This is a genomic window from Devosia insulae DS-56, from assembly GCF_000970465.2.
GTDB classification, from domain to species: domain Bacteria; phylum Pseudomonadota; class Alphaproteobacteria; order Rhizobiales; family Devosiaceae; genus Devosia_A; species Devosia_A insulae.
Map to the genome: position 1 here is coordinate 1 of NZ_LAJE02000285.1, position 15,425 is coordinate 15,425.

General features: G+C 65.9%; 15 protein-coding genes. 6 read left to right on the plus strand and 9 right to left on the minus strand.

Going from position 1 to position 15,425, the window contains the following annotated elements; translation table 11 throughout:
- Positions 1 to 174: 174 nt before the first annotated feature.
- From VW23_RS29085 to VW23_RS19800, 6 genes are all read left to right on the plus strand, one after another.
- Positions 175 to 330, plus strand: coding sequence for a hypothetical protein (locus VW23_RS29085; protein WP_176730446.1), 156 nt, complete (start codon positions 175 to 177; stop codon positions 328 to 330).
- Between the two features lie 184 nt (positions 331 to 514).
- Entirely contained in the window at positions 515 to 1,513 is a 999-nt protein-coding gene (gene cysP / locus VW23_RS19780; RefSeq protein WP_069911257.1) for a thiosulfate ABC transporter substrate-binding protein CysP, read from the plus strand.
- A 66-nt stretch (positions 1,514 to 1,579) separates the two neighbouring features.
- Positions 1,580 to 2,425 carry a sulfate ABC transporter permease subunit CysT gene (gene cysT, locus VW23_RS19785; protein ID WP_425285224.1) on the plus strand — a complete coding sequence of 282 codons (846 nt, stop codon included), beginning with the start codon at positions 1,580 to 1,582 and terminating at the stop codon, positions 2,423 to 2,425.
- Positions 2,406 to 3,251 (plus strand): sulfate ABC transporter permease subunit CysW, encoded by an 846-nt coding sequence (cysW, locus tag VW23_RS19790; RefSeq protein ID WP_069911258.1) that lies wholly within the window; start codon positions 2,406 to 2,408, stop codon positions 3,249 to 3,251. Before cysT ends, cysW begins: the two co-directional genes overlap by 20 nt.
- A gap of 139 nt (positions 3,252 to 3,390) precedes the next feature.
- Positions 3,391 to 4,758 carry a DUF3300 domain-containing protein gene (locus VW23_RS19795; RefSeq protein WP_069911259.1) on the plus strand — a complete coding sequence of 456 codons (1,368 nt, stop codon included), beginning with the start codon at positions 3,391 to 3,393 and terminating at the stop codon, positions 4,756 to 4,758.
- 22 nt (positions 4,759 to 4,780) lie between these two features.
- The gene (locus tag VW23_RS19800) at positions 4,781 to 5,731 is read left to right on the plus strand and encodes a DUF2950 family protein (protein WP_069911372.1); all 951 of its coding nucleotides are present in this window, start codon (positions 4,781 to 4,783) and stop codon (positions 5,729 to 5,731) included.
- A gap of 32 nt (positions 5,732 to 5,763) precedes the next feature.
- On the opposite strand, the gene VW23_RS19805 is transcribed toward VW23_RS19800, so the two are convergent.
- The 9 genes from VW23_RS19805 to VW23_RS19845 all read right to left on the minus strand — a co-directional run bounded on the left by VW23_RS19805 (position 5,764) and on the right by VW23_RS19845 (position 15,372).
- Positions 5,764 to 7,146, minus strand: coding sequence for an MFS transporter (locus VW23_RS19805; protein ID WP_069911260.1), 1,383 nt, complete (start codon positions 7,144 to 7,146; stop codon positions 5,764 to 5,766).
- 89 nt (positions 7,147 to 7,235) lie between these two features.
- A complete protein-coding gene (gene cueR / locus VW23_RS19810) occupies positions 7,236 to 7,682 on the minus strand; it encodes a Cu(I)-responsive transcriptional regulator (RefSeq protein ID WP_069911261.1) in 447 nt (148 codons plus the stop codon).
- 65 nt (positions 7,683 to 7,747) lie between these two features.
- Positions 7,748 to 8,953, minus strand: coding sequence for a molybdopterin molybdotransferase MoeA (locus VW23_RS19815; protein ID WP_069911262.1), 1,206 nt, complete (start codon positions 8,951 to 8,953; stop codon positions 7,748 to 7,750).
- Complete coding sequence (gene moaC / locus VW23_RS19820; RefSeq protein WP_069911263.1) at positions 8,950 to 9,414, minus strand: cyclic pyranopterin monophosphate synthase MoaC; 465 nt, start codon at positions 9,412 to 9,414, stop codon at positions 8,950 to 8,952. The genes VW23_RS19815 and moaC overlap by 4 nt, the downstream gene beginning before the upstream one ends.
- A complete protein-coding gene (gene trpC / locus VW23_RS19825; protein ID WP_069911264.1) occupies positions 9,414 to 10,205 on the minus strand; it encodes an indole-3-glycerol phosphate synthase TrpC in 792 nt (263 codons plus the stop codon). Before trpC ends, moaC begins: the two co-directional genes overlap by 1 nt.
- 3 nt (positions 10,206 to 10,208) lie before the next feature.
- Positions 10,209 to 11,228 (minus strand): anthranilate phosphoribosyltransferase, encoded by a 1,020-nt coding sequence (trpD, locus tag VW23_RS19830; protein WP_069911265.1) that lies wholly within the window; start codon positions 11,226 to 11,228, stop codon positions 10,209 to 10,211.
- A complete protein-coding gene (locus VW23_RS19835; RefSeq protein ID WP_069911266.1) occupies positions 11,225 to 11,821 on the minus strand; it encodes an anthranilate synthase component II in 597 nt (198 codons plus the stop codon). Before VW23_RS19835 ends, trpD begins: the two co-directional genes overlap by 4 nt.
- Before the next feature lie 168 nt (positions 11,822 to 11,989).
- Positions 11,990 to 13,501: an anthranilate synthase component I gene (gene trpE / locus VW23_RS19840; RefSeq protein WP_069911267.1), complete on the minus strand. Its 1,512-nt coding sequence runs from the start codon at positions 13,499 to 13,501 to the stop codon at positions 11,990 to 11,992.
- On the minus strand, positions 13,498 to 15,372 hold the full coding sequence (locus tag VW23_RS19845; protein ID WP_069911268.1) for a peptidylprolyl isomerase: 1,875 nt from the start codon (positions 15,370 to 15,372) through the stop codon (positions 13,498 to 13,500). Before VW23_RS19845 ends, trpE begins: the two co-directional genes overlap by 4 nt.
- Between the last annotated feature and the right edge of the window lie 53 nt (positions 15,373 to 15,425).

Below are 15,425 nucleotides of genomic sequence, written 5' to 3' on the forward strand. Positions count from 1 at the left end.
CCCTCCACCAGCTTCGCTGGTCCCCCCGCCCCCGCCACGCGGGGGAGGATCATCGCGCGGACGGTGAACTCGCACTGATGACGCCTGCAACACATGCATGGCTTGCTTGCCTTCCGGCCCACTGCCGGAGGCAGGCAAGCCTTCCCATGTATGGGAGGACGAAAGGACCTCCAGATGACCCGCAAGCCGAACCTTCTCCGTGACGTCTTCAGCATCTTTGGCGCTGCCAATGCAGCCGCTGCCGCGACCCAGGCAGGCCGCATTCCGACCGCCCGCGACCTGCGCACCCTCGGCATCGAGCCCAAACAGTTCCGCGCCATCGGCCGTTGACCGGTCGAGCCGCTGGAAATGACGTTGCGCCAGGCATCGGTCCTGCGCAACGCGTTGCTCTTTGCCTCGCGCGCGGGGAATAAGTCCTCCGGATCAATGCACTAGGCTTTGACGCGAACCGGCATTCTCGTGTTTCTCGCCTCACCGAATCCTCGGTTCATTCCGATTTTTCTGCTGGGGCATAATGAACAAGCTTTTCACTACGGCCGTTGCCGCCATTCTGCTGGGGACCGCGCCGGTGCTGGCGCAGACCACCGAGATCCTCAACGTCTCCTATGACATTTCGCGCGAGCTGTTCGATGCGGTGAACGCCAAGTTCGTCCCGTCCTACAAGGCCTCGGCCAACGCCGACGTGAAGGTCAACCAGTCGCATGCCGGCTCGTCCAAGCAGGCCGGCCTGATCCTCGAGGGGCTGGAAGCCGATGTGGTTACCTTCAACCAGGTGATCGACGTCGACACGCTCGCCAAAGGCGAGTTCGTCACTGCGGACTGGAAGTCGAAGTTCGCCAACAACGCTTCGCCGTTCTACTCGCTGCCGGCGTTCCTCGTGCGTGAGGGTAACCCCAAGGCGATCAAGGACTGGGCCGATCTCGCTCGCGACGACGTCAAGATCATCTTCCCGAACCCCAAGACCTCGGGCAATGGCCGCTATACCTATCTCGCCGCCCGCGCCTGGGCGACCGAGGCGTTTGCCGGCGATGAAGCCAAGATCGAAGAGTACCTCAAGAAGGTGTTCTCGAACGTTCCGGTGTTCGAGACCGGCGGCCGCGCCGCCACCACCACCTTTGTCGAGAACAAAATCGGCGACGTGCTGATCACCTTCGAGGCCGAAGTGCTCGGCACCATAAAGCAGCTCGGCGACGACCAGTATGACGCGGTGATCCCGTCAGTCAGCCTCTTGGCCGAGTTCCCGATCGCTGTGGTCGACAAGGTGGTCGACAAGCGCGGCACCCGCGAGATCGCCACCGCTTACCTCAACTACCTCTACTCGCCCGAGGGGCAGGATATCGCCGGCTCGCTGTTCCACCGCGTGCACGAAGCGGCGGCGGCCGAGAAGTACAAGGGGCAGTTCCCCGAGGTGCGCCTCGTGACGGTCGAGGACGTGTTCGGCGGCTGGGACAAGATCAAGGCCGACCACTTCGCTGAAGGCGGCCTGCTCGACAAGGTATTCGTCAACCAGTAGGGCCGGGCATTGACCAGCCTCGATACGGCGCGGGAGGGCCCCCGCGCCGTTGCCTTCGGAACGCGCCTGCCCAAGGCGCGAAAGCCCGGTCGCAGGCATCTGCTGCCGGGCTTCGGGCTGACCTTCGGCATCACGGCGCTCTATCTCGTCCTGATCGTGGCGCTGCCTCTGGCGGCGATGCTGCTCAAGACCTTCAGCCTCGGCTGGCCGGAGTTCTGGCGCATCGTCTCGTCGCCGCGCGCTATTTCGGCCTACTGGATCACCTTCTCCTCCGCCGCCGCGGCGGCGGTGTTCAACGGCTTTTTCGGCCTGCTGCTGGCCTGGGTGCTGGTGCGCTATGAGTTCCCCGGCAAGCGCATCATCGACGGGCTGGTCGACCTGCCATTCGCATTGCCCACCGCCGTCGCGGGCCTTGCGCTGGTGACGTTGTTCGGTCCGGCCGGCTGGTATGGGCAGGTCCTCGTGCCGCTGGGGATTACCGTCACTCACGCGCAGCTCGGCATCATCGTTGCCATGGCCTTCACCTCGCTGCCCTTCGTGGTGCGCACGGTGCAGCCGGTGCTGGAGGACATTCCTGAGGACGTGCAGGAAGCGGCGCGGCTGCTCGGGGCAACGCCGTTCCAGGTGTTTTCGCGCGTGATCCTGCCGCTGATCCTGCCGGCGTTCACCACCGGCGTGGTGCTCTGCTTCGCCCGCGCCATCGGCGAGTTCGGCGCCGTGGTGTTCATCGCCGGGAACCTGCCGGGGATGACCGAGATCGTCTCGCTGCTGGTCTTCATCCGGCTCGACGAGCACAATTATCCCGCCGCCGCGGCGCTCGCGACCGTGCTGCTGGCGACGGCGTTCGTCACGCTCTTCCTCACCAACCTGCTTCAGGCCTGGCAGCTCCGCTATGCAGATAAATCCCGCTGACGCGTCGCTCCCGGCCGATCCGCGCCGCCCGCAGTCCGCGGTGGCGTGGGGGTTGATCGGGCTTGCCTACCTGATGGCCGGCGCGGTGCTGCTGGTGCCGCTGCTGCTGATCGTCGTCACCGGGTTTCGCGAAGGCGTCGGCGTCTACGTCGCCAACATCGTCGAGCCCGAAACCCTGCACGCGATCTTTCTCACCGTGCTGGCGGCGATCGTCGTGGTGCCGATCAATGTGGGGTTCGGCATCGCCGCCGCCTGGCTGGTGACGCGCTACGAATTCCGCGGCAAGCGGCTGCTGATCACCTTCATCGAGATCCCGTTCTCGGTGAGCCCGATCGTGGCTGGGGTGATCTACCTGTTCCTCTATGGCGGGCAGGGGCTGCTCGGCCCGTTGCTCGCACAGTTCGACATCAAACTGATGTTCACCGTGTGGGCGATCTTCCTCGTCTCGCTGTTCGTCACCTCGCCGTTCGTGGCGCGTGAGTTGATCCCGCTGATGCAGCAGCAGGGCGGCGAGGACGAGGAGGCGGCGCTGTCGCTCGGCGCCAATGGCCGGCAGATCTTCTGGCACGTGACCTTGCCTAATATCCGCTGGGCGCTGCTCTATGGCGCGGTGCTGTGCAACGCCCGGGTGATCGGCGAGTTCGGCGCGGTGTCGGTGGTTTCGGGCGCCATCCGCGGCCAGACCAACACGTTGCCGCTGCAGATCGAGCTCTTGTTCAACGATTTCAACGTCACCGGCGCTTTTGCCGCCGCCTCGACGCTGGCGCTGCTGGCCGTGCTGACCATCATCCTCAAGTCGGTGCTCGAGCAGAAGACTGGGCACTAGCTCCAGTTCGACATCAATCAGCGGCAAAACCAACCTCCGGCGTTAAGCCGAGCTTGCAGCGCGCCGCCTAGAGTTCGGCCTCGTCCTCACCGTCCGCAGCTGCGGATGCTCGTCCCAAGCGACCCCGTGAGGACCTGCCATGCTCTCGTTCCGCACTGCCTTCTGCGCTCTCGCCACCTTTGCCCTGCCGGTGACGTCGCTCGATTTCGCTACGACGCCGGCCTGGGCTCAGGATGTTGCTGCTGCGACCACCGACACCGTCAGCCCCGATGCCGCGCCCAGCGCGTTGAGCGAGGACGAGCTCGAGGTGCTGGTGGCGCGTATCGCGCTCTATCCGGATGACCTGGTGGCGCTGATCTCGTCGGCGTCGCTCTATCCGCTGCAGATCGTCGAAGCCGAGCGCTACCTCGAGGAGGCGAAGAGCAAGCCGGACGAACAGCCCAAGGACAGTTGGGACGGCAGCGTCATCTCGCTGCTCAACTACCCCGAGATCGTCAAGATGATGAGCGACGACCTCGAATGGACCCAGGATCTCGGCACGGCGCTGGCTTATCAGCAGAAGGATGTGCTGCTCGCCATCCAGCAGCTGCGCGACGAGGCGGTCGCTGAGAACGTCATCAAGACCGACGACAGGCTGACCGTCACGCACGAGGGTGAGAATGTCGTCATCCAGTCAGCGAGCCCGGACAAGGTCTACATCCCGCAATACCCGCCGGAGATGCTGTACGAGCCGGACTACGATCCCGTGCCGGTGAGCTACTACCCCGAGCCATATCCCTATTATTACGACCCGGCCGCGACCTATTTCGCCGGCTTCGTCACCGGGGCGGTGTGGGGCGCCGCGATGGATTGGGATCATTGGGGCGTGTGGGGTGGCGACATCGGCGACGACATCGACATCAACTGCCGCGATTGCTTCAACAATATCAACGGCAAGGTACGGATCGGCGATGTCGACTGGCGCAATGTCGACCGCAGCAAGGTGAGCTTCGACCGCGACCAATTCATCGGCGGCAACCACGACAATATCCGCAACAGCATCAAGGCCAACGACCACAACAACATCCGCACCAAGGCAGCGGACATCAAACGTGGTGACCACAGCAAAGCGCAGGCAGCGGCCAAAGCCCGGGACGTCCGCGCTGACCACCATCAGGCCAATATCGGCGGCAATGGCGGCAAACAGCGCCCGGCCGCGACTGGCGATCGTCGTCCCGGCGGCGATGCGGCCCGCACCGCTTCAGTCAAGCCCGGCACCAAGGCCGCGGCGACCAAGCACCACGCGAGCAAACCAAAGGCCGCGGCGCGCTCCGACCATCGCAGCAAGAAGCCGTCGGCGCTCGGCGAGGTGAAGAGCGGCAAGCATGCCAAGGTGCAGTCGAGCCGCGGGCACAAGTCGATGGGCGGCAGCGGGCGGCCGCACAAGTCAGTGAGCCGCGGGGGAGGTGGCGGTCGACACGCCGGCGGTGGCGGCGGTCACCGCGGCGGCGGCGGACGACACCGGTAATCCCGCAACAGAGGATCAGAACATGCGTACCCCTCATCTGCTAACGACGTCCTTCGTCGCCCTGACCCTGGCGATGGCACCCGCCCAGGCCCAGCAGCAATCGAGCCTCACCGACTTCGTCGCGGCCGACGATCCACCGTTGTTCGACCAGGCGGCCAGCGCCGTCGATGCCTTCAAGGCTGCCTTGGCCAGCAACGACCTCGATGCCCTCGCCAGGCTGCTCGGCCTGGATGCCGCGAAGCTGAAGGGTGCCGACGGCGCCGCGGATAGTTTCGCCCAGATGCGCGAGGGGGCGGCCACCCAACTGCTCGTCGACGACAGAGGCGACCAGCAGTTCATCGAACTGGGCAAGCAACTCTGGCCGGTGCCGTTCCCGATCGTCAAAGGCGATAACGGCAAATGGGCCTTCGACACCATCGCCGGCATCGAAGAAATCGTGAACCGCCGCGTCGGCGAGAACGAGATCGAGGCGCTCGCCACGGTACGTGCCTATGTCGAGGCACAGCAGGACTATTTTGCCGACGATCGCGACGGCGACGGGGTGCAGGAATATGCGCAGAAGCTGATCAGCACGCCTGGCACGACCGACGGGCTCTATTGGCCCGCGGACCAGGGCGACGGCGAGAGCCCGGCCGCTGCCATTCCGGATGAAGGCCGCCTCGACGAGGCCAAGGCGCAGTTCGAGAAGGCAAGGAACGATCAGGGCTACTACGGCTATCGCTTCCGCATCCTGAGCGGGCAGGGCGACAAGGTGGTCGGCGGCAAATACGACTATGTCATCAACGACAACATGATCGCCGGCTTCGCACTGGTCGCCTGGCCGGTGGCCTATGCCGAGACCGGGGTGAAGACTTTTGTCGTCAGCAAGGACGGTATCGTCTACGAGGCCGATCTCGGTGCGGAAACCGAGATGGCGGTGAAGACCATCAGCAGCTTCAACCCGGATGACAGCTGGGAAATCACGACGGATTGAGGCCCGGCGCCTGGCGCCGGGCCTCGGGAAGATCACTCGGCGGCCACGGCCTGCCTCGCAGGGCTGGCGATGAGCAGTAGCGCGGCCAGTGCGGCGATCGCCGCGACGATCATCGCGCCGAAGAACGCCGCCTGGAAGCCGGCCAGCAGGTCCGAGTCGCTTCCCGCCGCCACCGCCACCATGGCAGCGAGGCCGATGGCCGAGCCGACCTGGTAGGTGGTGCTGATCAGGCCCGAAGCGAGCCCGGTCTGCTCGGGACGCGCCCCGGACATCCCTGCCATCGTCGCCGGGATATAGGCCAGCGCCATGCCAAGCGCGGCGAGCAGCGAAGCCGGCAGCACGTCGACCCAGAAGTTGCCGTCGGCCGGCACACGGGTAAACAGGAACAGCGCGACCGCCATGGCGAGGAGGCCGGCGACGAGGTTGGCCTTGATGCCAAAGCGGCCGACCAGCCGGCCCGACAGCCACACCATCAGCACCATGATGGTGATGGTCATCGGCACCAGCGCCAGGCCGCTATAGAGCGCCGAGAGCCCCAGCACCTGCTGCAGATAGAGGTTGAGGTAGAACCACAGCGGAATCCACGCCGCGCCGAGCAGCGCCATCAGCAGGTTGGCGGCCGCGAGGTTGGGTGTCGCAAAGATCGAGAGCGGCAGCAATGGCTGCCGGCCCATGGCCTGCAGCACGATGAACCCGAAGAACAGCAGCGCCGCAACGCCCAGCAGGGTCAGCGTCGTGGGCGATGACCAGTTTCCGGGCTCGGTGGTGATGATGGCGTACACTGCGAGCGAGAGAGAGCCGGTGATGGTGATGGCGCCGAGCCAATCGATCCGGCCGATGCCGCCATGTACCCGCGGCAGCAGGGCGGGGGTCAGCAACAGCACCAGCGCGCCGAGCGGCACGTTGACGAGGAAGGTCCACGGCCAGCTCAACCACTCGGTGATGACGCCGCCGAGGAACACCCCAGCCGTGCCACCCGCTGCAGCGGCGGCCCCCCAGACGCCGAAGGCCTTGCCGAGCTCACGGCCATCATGCGCGAACAGCTGCATCAGCAGCACCAGCGCCGACGGCGCAATCAACGCTGCGCCAACACCCTGGATGGCGCGGCCCGCGATGAGCACCGCCTGAGAGCTTGCAACACCGGCGAGGATCGAGGCCGCCGTCAAAATGACGAAGCCGAGCGCGAACATGCGGCGCGCTCCGAACACGTCGCTCAGCTTGCCGCCGAGCAGCAGCAGGCCACCAAAGGCGACGACATAGGCATTGAAAATCCAGCTGAGGTTCTCGGGCGAGAAGCCGAGCTGGGTCTGGATCGCCGGCAGGGCGACGCCGACGATCGAGGTATCGAGAATGACGATGAACTGGGCGGCGCTGAGCAGCGCCAGGCCCCACCATCGCCGTGGATCGGGTTGCATTGTAAAGGTCCTTTCGACTGGTCCGGCGCGGGGAGTCGCGCGGCATCGATCGAGGTGCCTAAGGGTTCCAATGTTTGGAGGGTCAAGCCTCAGTGCAACTGAGCGATGCCGAAGCGGGGGCGGTTTGCCGGGCGGCCCGAAGGCGGCACGGCGGCGGCGATCTTTTCGATGATCGGGCAGCTCGGCCGATCGTCGCCGTGACAGGTTTCAGCCAGGTGCTGCAGCGTCTCGCTCATCGCGGCGAGGGCGCGGGCCTTCTCGGCCAGGACCGCGATATGCGCGCGGGCGATCGCCTTGACGTCGGCGCTGGCCCGGTCGCGGTCGCGCCACAGCGTCAGCAGGTCGCGCATCTGTTCGACCGAGAAGCCGAGGTCACGGGCGCGATTGATGAAGCGCAGCGCATGCAGATCGTCGTCGAGATAGACCCGGTAGCCGGACTCGGTCCTGTGCGGGGCAGCGACCAGCCCGATCGATTCGTAGTAGCGGATCATCTTGGTGGAGATGCCGGTGGCCTTCGCGGCCTGTCCGATGTTCATGCAATGCCTCCTTGCTCAGCAGGAGGCGGGTACACCTTCCCATGATGGGAAGGTCAAGCTCCAGGTCAGCCCCAGCTCAGGGGGATCACGTCGACGATCTCGCCCGGCGGCACGCCTGGCGAATCCTCCGGCACGACGATCAGGGCGTCGGCCAGCGCCAGCGAGGTCGAGTGGCTCGAGTCGGTCTCGAAGATCGGCTCGACCTGCAGGAAGCCGATATCGTTGCGGCTGAGCGTCGCCCGCATGAAGTGCCGGCGCGGCCCGTTCGGCGGCAGGCCGAGCAGGGTGGGGACGCCAATGCGGGGCCAGAACGGATCGATGTGGCCGGTGAGCGCCCTGAGCGCCGGCTTCAGGATCACTGTGGCCGTCACCAGCGCCGAGACCGGGTTGCCCGGCAGGCCGAACACCAGCGTCTTGCCGCGGGTACCGAACATCAACGGCTTGCCTGGCCGCATCCGCAACTTCCAGAAATCCACCTCGACGCCGAGGTCGCGCAGCACTTCCTGGACGTAATCGCGCTCACCGACGCTGGCGCCGCCAGTGGTGACCAGCATGTCGACGCCCTGGTCGAAGGCGCCGAGCAGAGCTGCCTCGAGCTTATCCTTGTCGTCGGCGACGATGCCGAGGTCGTTCACCTGCTCGGCCCAGGGCGCCAGCAGCGGGATCAGCCCATAGCTGTTCGAGGCGATGATCTGGTCCGGCCCGAGCGTCGTGCCCGGCGCCACCAGTTCGTCGCCGGTCGCCAGCACGGCGATCCGGGGGCGGCGCGTGACAGTGAGGGTCGGGTGGTTGGCTGAAGCGGCGAGGTTCAGCATCGCGGGGGTCAGCGCCACGCCAGCCGGCAGCAGCTCGGCGCCGCGCTTGAAGTCAAAGCCCTGCTTGCGGACGCTCTGGCCGACCGGCGGGGTCTTTTCGAAGCTGATCTGGTTGCCCTTGGCCGTGGCTTCTTCCTGCATGATCACTGCATCGGCGCCGATCGGCAGCGGCGCGCCGGTGAAGATGCGAACGCACTGGCCGTGCTCCATCATGCCGACGAAGCGGGCGCCGGCCTGCGAGGTGCCGGCCAGCTTCAACGGCCGACCGGGAAGCACCTCGGCGGCGCGCACGGCGTAGCCGTCCATGGCGCTGGCGTCGAACGGCGGCTGGCTGTGCCGCGCCACCAGTGGCTGGGCGAGCACCCGGCGATGCGCGCGGGCCAGCGGCACCGCCTCGCTGCCGAGCTTCGGGAGCTTGCGGAAGACCCGCTCGATGGCTTCGTCGACCGGCATCATCGGTGGAAATCACCCGACTTGCCGCCCGACTTCTCTTCGAGCTGGATGGAGGTCACCCGCATGGCGCGGTCGTGCGACTTGGCCATGTCGTAGAGGGTCAGCGCGGCGACCGAAGCCGCCGTCATCGCTTCCATCTCGACGCCGGTCTGCGCCGTCGTCTCTGCCGTCGCCGTCACCAGCAGGGCAGGGCCATCAGCTTCGATCTGGACGGTTATGCTGGTGAGCGGGATCGGGTGGCAGAGCGGGATCAACTCGGAGGTCTTCTTCGCCGCCATGATGCCGGCGATGCGAGCTACCGCCAGCGCATCGCCCTTCTTCAGCTCGCCGCCGAGGATCAGCGCCACCGTCTCGGGCTTGGCTTCCAGCCGCGCTGTCGCCACCGCCCGGCGGTGCGTCACGGCCTTGTCGCCGATATCGACGATATGCGCTTCCCCCCGCTGGTTGAGGTGGGTGAGCGCCATCAGCCGTGCAGCAGCTTGATGGTTGCGGCGGTGACGTCGTCCTGGCGCATCAGGCTCTCGCCGACGAGGAAGGTGCCGATGCCGGCATGCTCGAGCTTCACCAGGTCGGCATGGGTATTGACGCCGCTCTCCGACACCAGGTGCACGCCCTGCGGCACGCCGCCGGCAAGCGTGACCGAGGTGTTGAGCGTCGTCTCGAAGGTGCGGAGGTTCCGGTTGTTGATGCCGATGAACTCGGCATTCAGCCCTAGCGCCCGGTCTAGTTCGATCTGGTCGTGCACTTCGACCAGCGCATCCATCCGCCACTCCTCGGCAGCGTCGAGGAGGTAGCGCGCCGTATCGTCGTTGACCGCGGCGAGGATGATCAGGATGCAGTCGGCGCCCCAGGCGCGGCTCTCGGCCACCTGGTAGGTCTCGAACAGGAAGTCCTTGCGCAGCACCGGGAGCTTGGTGGCGTTGCGGGCCTCGATCAGGTAGCCCGGCGCGCCCTGGAAGCTGGGGCGGTCGGTGAGCACGGAGAGGCACGAGGCCCCACCCAGTTCATAGGCCCGGGCGATCTCGGCCGGGTTGAAGTCAGGGCGGATCAGGCCCTTGGAGGGGCTCGCCTTCTTCACCTCGGCGATCAGCGCGAACTGGTTGTCGGCCCGCTTCTTCTTCAGCGCCGAGAGGAAGCGCCGTACCGGAGGCGCGTCGTGCGCTTCGGCGACCACCTCGTTCCAGGGGCGGAGGGTTTTCGCCGCGGCGATTTCCTCGCGTTTATAGACTTCGATCTGGGAGAGGATGTCGGACATGGGTCAGCTGTTCGATACGGAAATGAGTTTGTCGAGGGTAGCTTTGGCGCGGCCGGAATCGATCTCGCGGGCCGCAAGGTCGGCGCCCAGCTTCAGGGTGTCGGTCCGGCCGGCGACGATGAAGGCGGCAGCGGCGTTGAGCAGCACGATATCGCGATAGGGGTCTTTCACCCCATCCAGCAGCCCGCGCAGCCGCGAGGCGTTGTAGGCCGGGTCGGCGCCCTTGAGATCAGCCATGCTGGCGCGCGGCAGGCCGGCGTCCTCCGGGGTGATCTCGAAGCTGCGCAGGTCCCCGCCCTTGATCGAGGCAACGAAGCTCGGGCCGGTGGTCGACAACTCGTCGAGCCCATCGGCGCCATGCACGACCCAGGCCGAAATGGCGCGGTTGGCGAGCAGCGCCGCCGCGACCGGTTCGACCCACTTCTTGTCGTAGACACCCAGGACGTAGCGGCGCGCGCCGGCCGGGTTCGACTGGGGCCCGAGGAGGTTGAACATGGTGCGGGTGCCCATTTCCATGCGGGCGGGGCCGACATGCTTCATCGCCGGATGGTGTGCCGGAGCGAACATGAAGCCGATGCCGGCGTCGCGAATGCACTGGCTGATCTTGTCCGGCCCGATATCGATCTTGATGCCGAGCGCCTGCAGCACGTCGGAGGCGCCGGAGTTCGAGCTCAGCGCCCGGTTGCCGTGCTTGGCCACCGGGATACCGGCGGCTGCGGCAACGATCGAGGTCGCGGTGGAAATGTTGAGGGTTTTCGCGCCATCGCCGCCGGTGCCGACGATATCGATGACGCTGTCGGGCGCGTCGATCGTCACCGGCACCATCTTGGCGCGGAGAATGGAGACCGCGGCGGCGATCTCGCCGACCGTCTCGCCTTTCACCCGCATGCCCATCAGGAAGGCGCCGATCTGGCTGGGCGTCGCTTCGCCGTCCATGATCGTGGTCATCACGGTGCGCATCTCTTCGCCGGTCAGATCCTGGCGCGCTGCGATCTTGTTGAGAGCTCCCTTGATGTCCATCACGCGGCCTTCCTGAGGTTGAAGTCGCGGGCGAGATTGAGGAAGTTCTGCAGAATCGCGTGCCCGTTTTCCGACGCGATGCTCTCAGGGTGGAACTGCACGCCGTGGCTCGGGTAATTGCGGTGCTGCATGCCCATGATCAGCCCGTCATCGCTGGAGGCGGTGACCTCCAGCACATCCGGCAGGCTCTGCGGCCTGACGATCAGCGAGTGGTAGCGCGTCGCCTCGAAGCCGGAGTTCAGCCCGCGGAACAGGCCCTTGCCGCTGTGATTGATCTTGGAGGTCTTGCCGTGCATCAGGTGCGGCGCACGGATCACCTCGCCGCCCATCGCCTGGCCGAGTGCCTGGTGGCCGAGGCACACCCCCAGAATTGGCGTCGTCGGAGCAAAGCGCTCGATCAGGCTGAGGCAGATGCCAGCCGTATCGGGGGTCGCCGGGCCCGGCGACAGCACGATGGCTTCGGGGGCAATCGCTGCGACCTGATCGAGCGTGATCTTGTCGTTGCGCCACACCTCGGACTCGCCGCCCAGTTCGCCCAGGAAGTGAACGAGGTTGTAGGTAAAGCTGTCGTAGTTATCGATGACGAGGAGTTTCATTCGGCCACTTGCTCCCTGTAGCCCTTCTATCACCGGGTCTTTCCCGCGAAAGCGGGAATCTCCGTTTTCGATGCCAGCCTCGGACCCGGTAAACAGAGGTTCCCGCTTTCGCGGGAATGACTCAGTAGTGGCGGCACCTACCGACCGAGCTCCGCCATCGTAGAGTGCTCATTGGCCCACCCGCGCTTCGCCGGCATAGCGGAGCGCCTCCTCTGCGGCGCTGAACAGGGCGCGGGCCTTGTTCTCGCATTCGAGCTGCTCGAGTTCGGCCTTGCTGTCGGCGACGATACCGGCGCCGGCCTGTACGTAGATCTTGCCGTTCGAGACGATCGCGGTGCGCAGCACGATGCAGGTGTCCATGGTGCCATCGGCGCCGAAATAGCCGACGCAGCCGCCATAGATGCCGCGACGCGATTTCTCGAGCTCGTCGATGATCTCCATCGCCCGCACTTTCGGCGCTCCCGAGACGGTGCCGGCCGGAAAACCGGCGGCCAGCGCGTCGACGAAATCGTATTTCGGATCGAGGTCGCCCACCACGTTCGAGACGATGTGCATGACGTGCGAGTAGTACTCGAGGAAGAACTTGTCGGTAACCTCGACGCTACCGATCTTGGCCACCCGGCCGACGTCGTTGCGGCCGAGGTCGAGCAGCATCAGGTGCTCGGCCAATTCCTTGGGGTCGCTCAGCAGCTCGTCCGCCAGTTCCTTGTCGCGCGTCGGCGTGGCGCCGCGCTTGCGGGTGCCGGCGATGGGGCGGATGTTGACTTTGCCGTCCTGTACCTTGACCAGGATTTCCGGGCTCGACCCCGCCACGGCGAAATCGCCGAAATCCAGCATATACATGTAGGGCGAAGGGTTGGTGCGGCGCAGCGCCCGATAGAGCGCGGTGGGCGGCAGGGTGAACTCGGCTTCGAAGCGCTGGCTCAACACCACCTGGAAGATGTCGCCGGCCCGGATGTACTCCTTGGCGTCCTCGACCATGCGGGCATACTGCTCGACGCTGGTGTTGGACTTCACCGCGATGGAGTCGATATCGGGCGGCGTCGAGGTGTAGGGCAGGGTGCGCCCCATGCGGCCCACGGCGTCGTCGATGCGGCTCTGCGCGCCTTCCCAGGCCTGCCTGGCGGTCACGCCCGGGCGGATGTAGACCGGCGCGGTGAGATAGAGTTCGTCCTTCAGCGTATCGAACACGGCGAGCACCGTCGGCCGCATCAGGATCGCCTCGGGGAAACCCAGCGGGTCCTCGTGGCGGTCGGGCAGCACCTCCATCAGGCGCACCATGTCGTAGCCGAGATAGCCGTAGATACCCGCGGCAGTGGATGGCAGCCCGGGCGGCACCTCGGCCTGGCTTTCGGCGACCAGGGCGCGCAGCACGTCGAGCGGCGGCTCGCTGACCGGCGTGAAGGCGTCGGGCGTCAGGCCGGCATTGCGATTGATGCTCGCCTGGCCCCGCTCGACCTTGAGGATGATGTCCGGATCGAAGCCGATCATCGAATAGCGCCCGACCGTGGCGCCATCCTGCACGCTCTCGAGCAGGAAGGTGTTCTTCCGCCCCTCGGCGAGCTTCAGGTAGGCGCCGATCGGCGTTTCCAGATCGGCGACGACGCGCCGGAAGACGATCTGGGCGCGGCCGGCTTCGTATCCGGCCGCGAAGGCGCCGTACTGGTCGTCAGCGGTCATTGCAGGGCGCCGGTATCGGTAAGCTGATTGAGCACCTGTTCGTTGATCCTGAGGCCGGCTTCCGACTTCAGGCCGGTCAGCAGATCGTTGTAGAGCGCATCACGGCTCGACTCTTCGACGAACTTCTTGATCTCGGCCGTCTGGTCGGTGGTGCCCTGGTTCACTTCGACCACCTGGAACACCACGTGGTCACCGTCGCCGTTCACCGCCGAGCCGAAATGCGTCGGGCCGCCGTTGAATATCTCGTTGGCGACAGTCTGGTTGAGCACGGTGGTGCCGTCGCCGGCGCGCTTCAGCGGCTGGCTGAGGATCGGGAACTGGCCGATGCTGCCGGCGACGTCGGCAAATGCCGAGCCGGCCTTCACCTGCTCGAGGAGCTTGGTCACTTCGGCGGCAACGGCCTCGTCGGTCTTGGCGTTGGTCCACGCAGTGATCACCGCATCGCGGACCTCTTCGAGCGTCTGGTCGCGCGCCTCATCGACCTGCTTGAGATCGAACCAGACGTTACGGGTCGAGCTCAGCTGGATGGTCGGCGCGAGGTTGCCCTGTTCCGCCTTGAACACGGCGGTGGCGATGCGCTGCGCGGCGTCGGCACCGACATCGGGGTCGTTGGCGAGCTCGGTGCCGGATTCGGTCAGCGGGATGGTCACGGTCTTGAGGCCGAAGCGCTCGGCGATCTCGGGCAGCGGCTTGAAGGCGGCGCGCAACTCTTCGATCTGGTCGAGCACGTCGGTATATTCATTGCGGGCCTGAGTGAGCGCCAATTGTTTGGCGATATCGGCCTTGGCGTCCTCGAGGCTGACCACGCCGCCCAGCTCGATCGCCGATACGGTGACGGCGCGCTTCGAGCCGATGCCTTCGATGATGACGTAGTCGTTCAGCGCCAGCCCGAATGCGGCGTCGGCGAGGCTACTGTCGGTGATCTCAGCTTTGCTGAGGTTGCCCAGATCCTGGGCGGTGGCGCCGCTGGCGGTGAGCACGTCGGCGAATGGCGTGCCGGCAGCCTTGCCGTCGGTGAAGGCCTTCTCGAGCTCAGGCGTGTTGAGCACCACCTGCTTGACGGTGCGCCGCTCGATCTTCACCCGGCTGTCCTTGGTGCGCTCGTATTCGGCGGCGATCTCTTCATCCGAGATCGTCTTGGTGGCGGCGATCGCCTCGGGCGACAGCGCCAGCAGTTCGATCGTGCGGGTCGCCCTGGTGCGGAAGCTGGCCTGGTTGTCCTTGAGATAGGTCGCCAGCTCTTCTTCCGTCGGCTCGGCAACCGGGGGGAGGGCCTGGGCGTTCAGCACGAAGTAGTCGACCGTGCGGGTGTCGCCCGAAAAGCGGGTCAACAGGTCGGTTGCGGTAGCGGGCGCCGGCGCACCGGAGAGCAGGCCGCTCACCAGTTGCTGGCGGCGCGCTGCCTTGGTCTGGAGGTCGAAATACTCAGCTTCGGTAAAGCCATTCTGCTGCAGCACGCGCAGGAAGTTGCTGCGATCGAACGCACCGAGTGCGCTCGAAAAGCTCGGGTCCTCAGCCAGCATCTTGCCGAGGCGATCCTCGGAGACGCCGAGACCGAGGTCTTCGCCGAGCTTGTTGACGGCGGCCTCGCCGGCAAGCCGGTCGAGCACCGCACCCGGCACGCCGAAGGCGTTGGCTTCCTCGACCGTTGGCACGCGGCCGATCTGCTGGGCGACGGCATTGATCTGGGTATTGTAGGCGCGCTGATAGTCGCGCACCGAAATATCCTGTCCGGCGACGGTGGCGACGGTGTTCGTGCCGAAGCCGGTAATGACGTTCGAAATACCGAACCCCGCCAGGCCGACAATCAGAAAGGCGCCGAGAATCTTGCCAAACCAGGTCTTGGTCAGGTGGCGAAAGCTATCGAGCATCGAGACAAATCCAACAACAGCCGCCTCCCCGGCGGGCGGCGGATACTAGACAG

What these genes read in the sequence shown, in the direction of transcription:
- VW23_RS19795 (WP_069911259.1), top strand. Translation starts at nt 3,391, where the DNA reads ATGCTCTCGTTCCGCACTGCCTTCTGCGCTCTCGCCACCTTTGCCCTG.
- trpC (WP_069911264.1), bottom strand. Translation starts at nt 10,205, where the DNA reads ATGTCCGACATCCTCTCCCAGATCGAAGTCTATAAACGCGAGGAAATC.
- cysW (WP_069911258.1), top strand. Translation starts at nt 2,406, where the DNA reads ATGCAGATAAATCCCGCTGACGCGTCGCTCCCGGCCGATCCGCGCCGC.
- VW23_RS19805 (WP_069911260.1), bottom strand. Translation starts at nt 7,146, where the DNA reads ATGCAACCCGATCCACGGCGATGGTGGGGCCTGGCGCTGCTCAGCGCC.
- VW23_RS19845 (WP_069911268.1), bottom strand. Translation starts at nt 15,372, where the DNA reads ATGCTCGATAGCTTTCGCCACCTGACCAAGACCTGGTTTGGCAAGATT.
- VW23_RS19815 (WP_069911262.1), bottom strand. Translation starts at nt 8,953, where the DNA reads ATGATGCCGGTCGACGAAGCCATCGAGCGGGTCTTCCGCAAGCTCCCG.
- VW23_RS19835 (WP_069911266.1), bottom strand. Translation starts at nt 11,821, where the DNA reads ATGAAACTCCTCGTCATCGATAACTACGACAGCTTTACCTACAACCTC.
- trpE (WP_069911267.1), bottom strand. Translation starts at nt 13,501, where the DNA reads ATGACCGCTGACGACCAGTACGGCGCCTTCGCGGCCGGATACGAAGCC.
- cysP (WP_069911257.1), top strand. Translation starts at nt 515, where the DNA reads ATGAACAAGCTTTTCACTACGGCCGTTGCCGCCATTCTGCTGGGGACC.
- VW23_RS29085 (WP_176730446.1), top strand. Translation starts at nt 175, where the DNA reads ATGACCCGCAAGCCGAACCTTCTCCGTGACGTCTTCAGCATCTTTGGC.
- cueR (WP_069911261.1), bottom strand. Translation starts at nt 7,682, where the DNA reads ATGAACATCGGACAGGCCGCGAAGGCCACCGGCATCTCCACCAAGATG.
- VW23_RS19800 (WP_069911372.1), top strand. Translation starts at nt 4,781, where the DNA reads ATGCGTACCCCTCATCTGCTAACGACGTCCTTCGTCGCCCTGACCCTG.
- moaC (WP_069911263.1), bottom strand. Translation starts at nt 9,414, where the DNA reads ATGGCGCTCACCCACCTCAACCAGCGGGGGGAAGCGCATATCGTCGAT.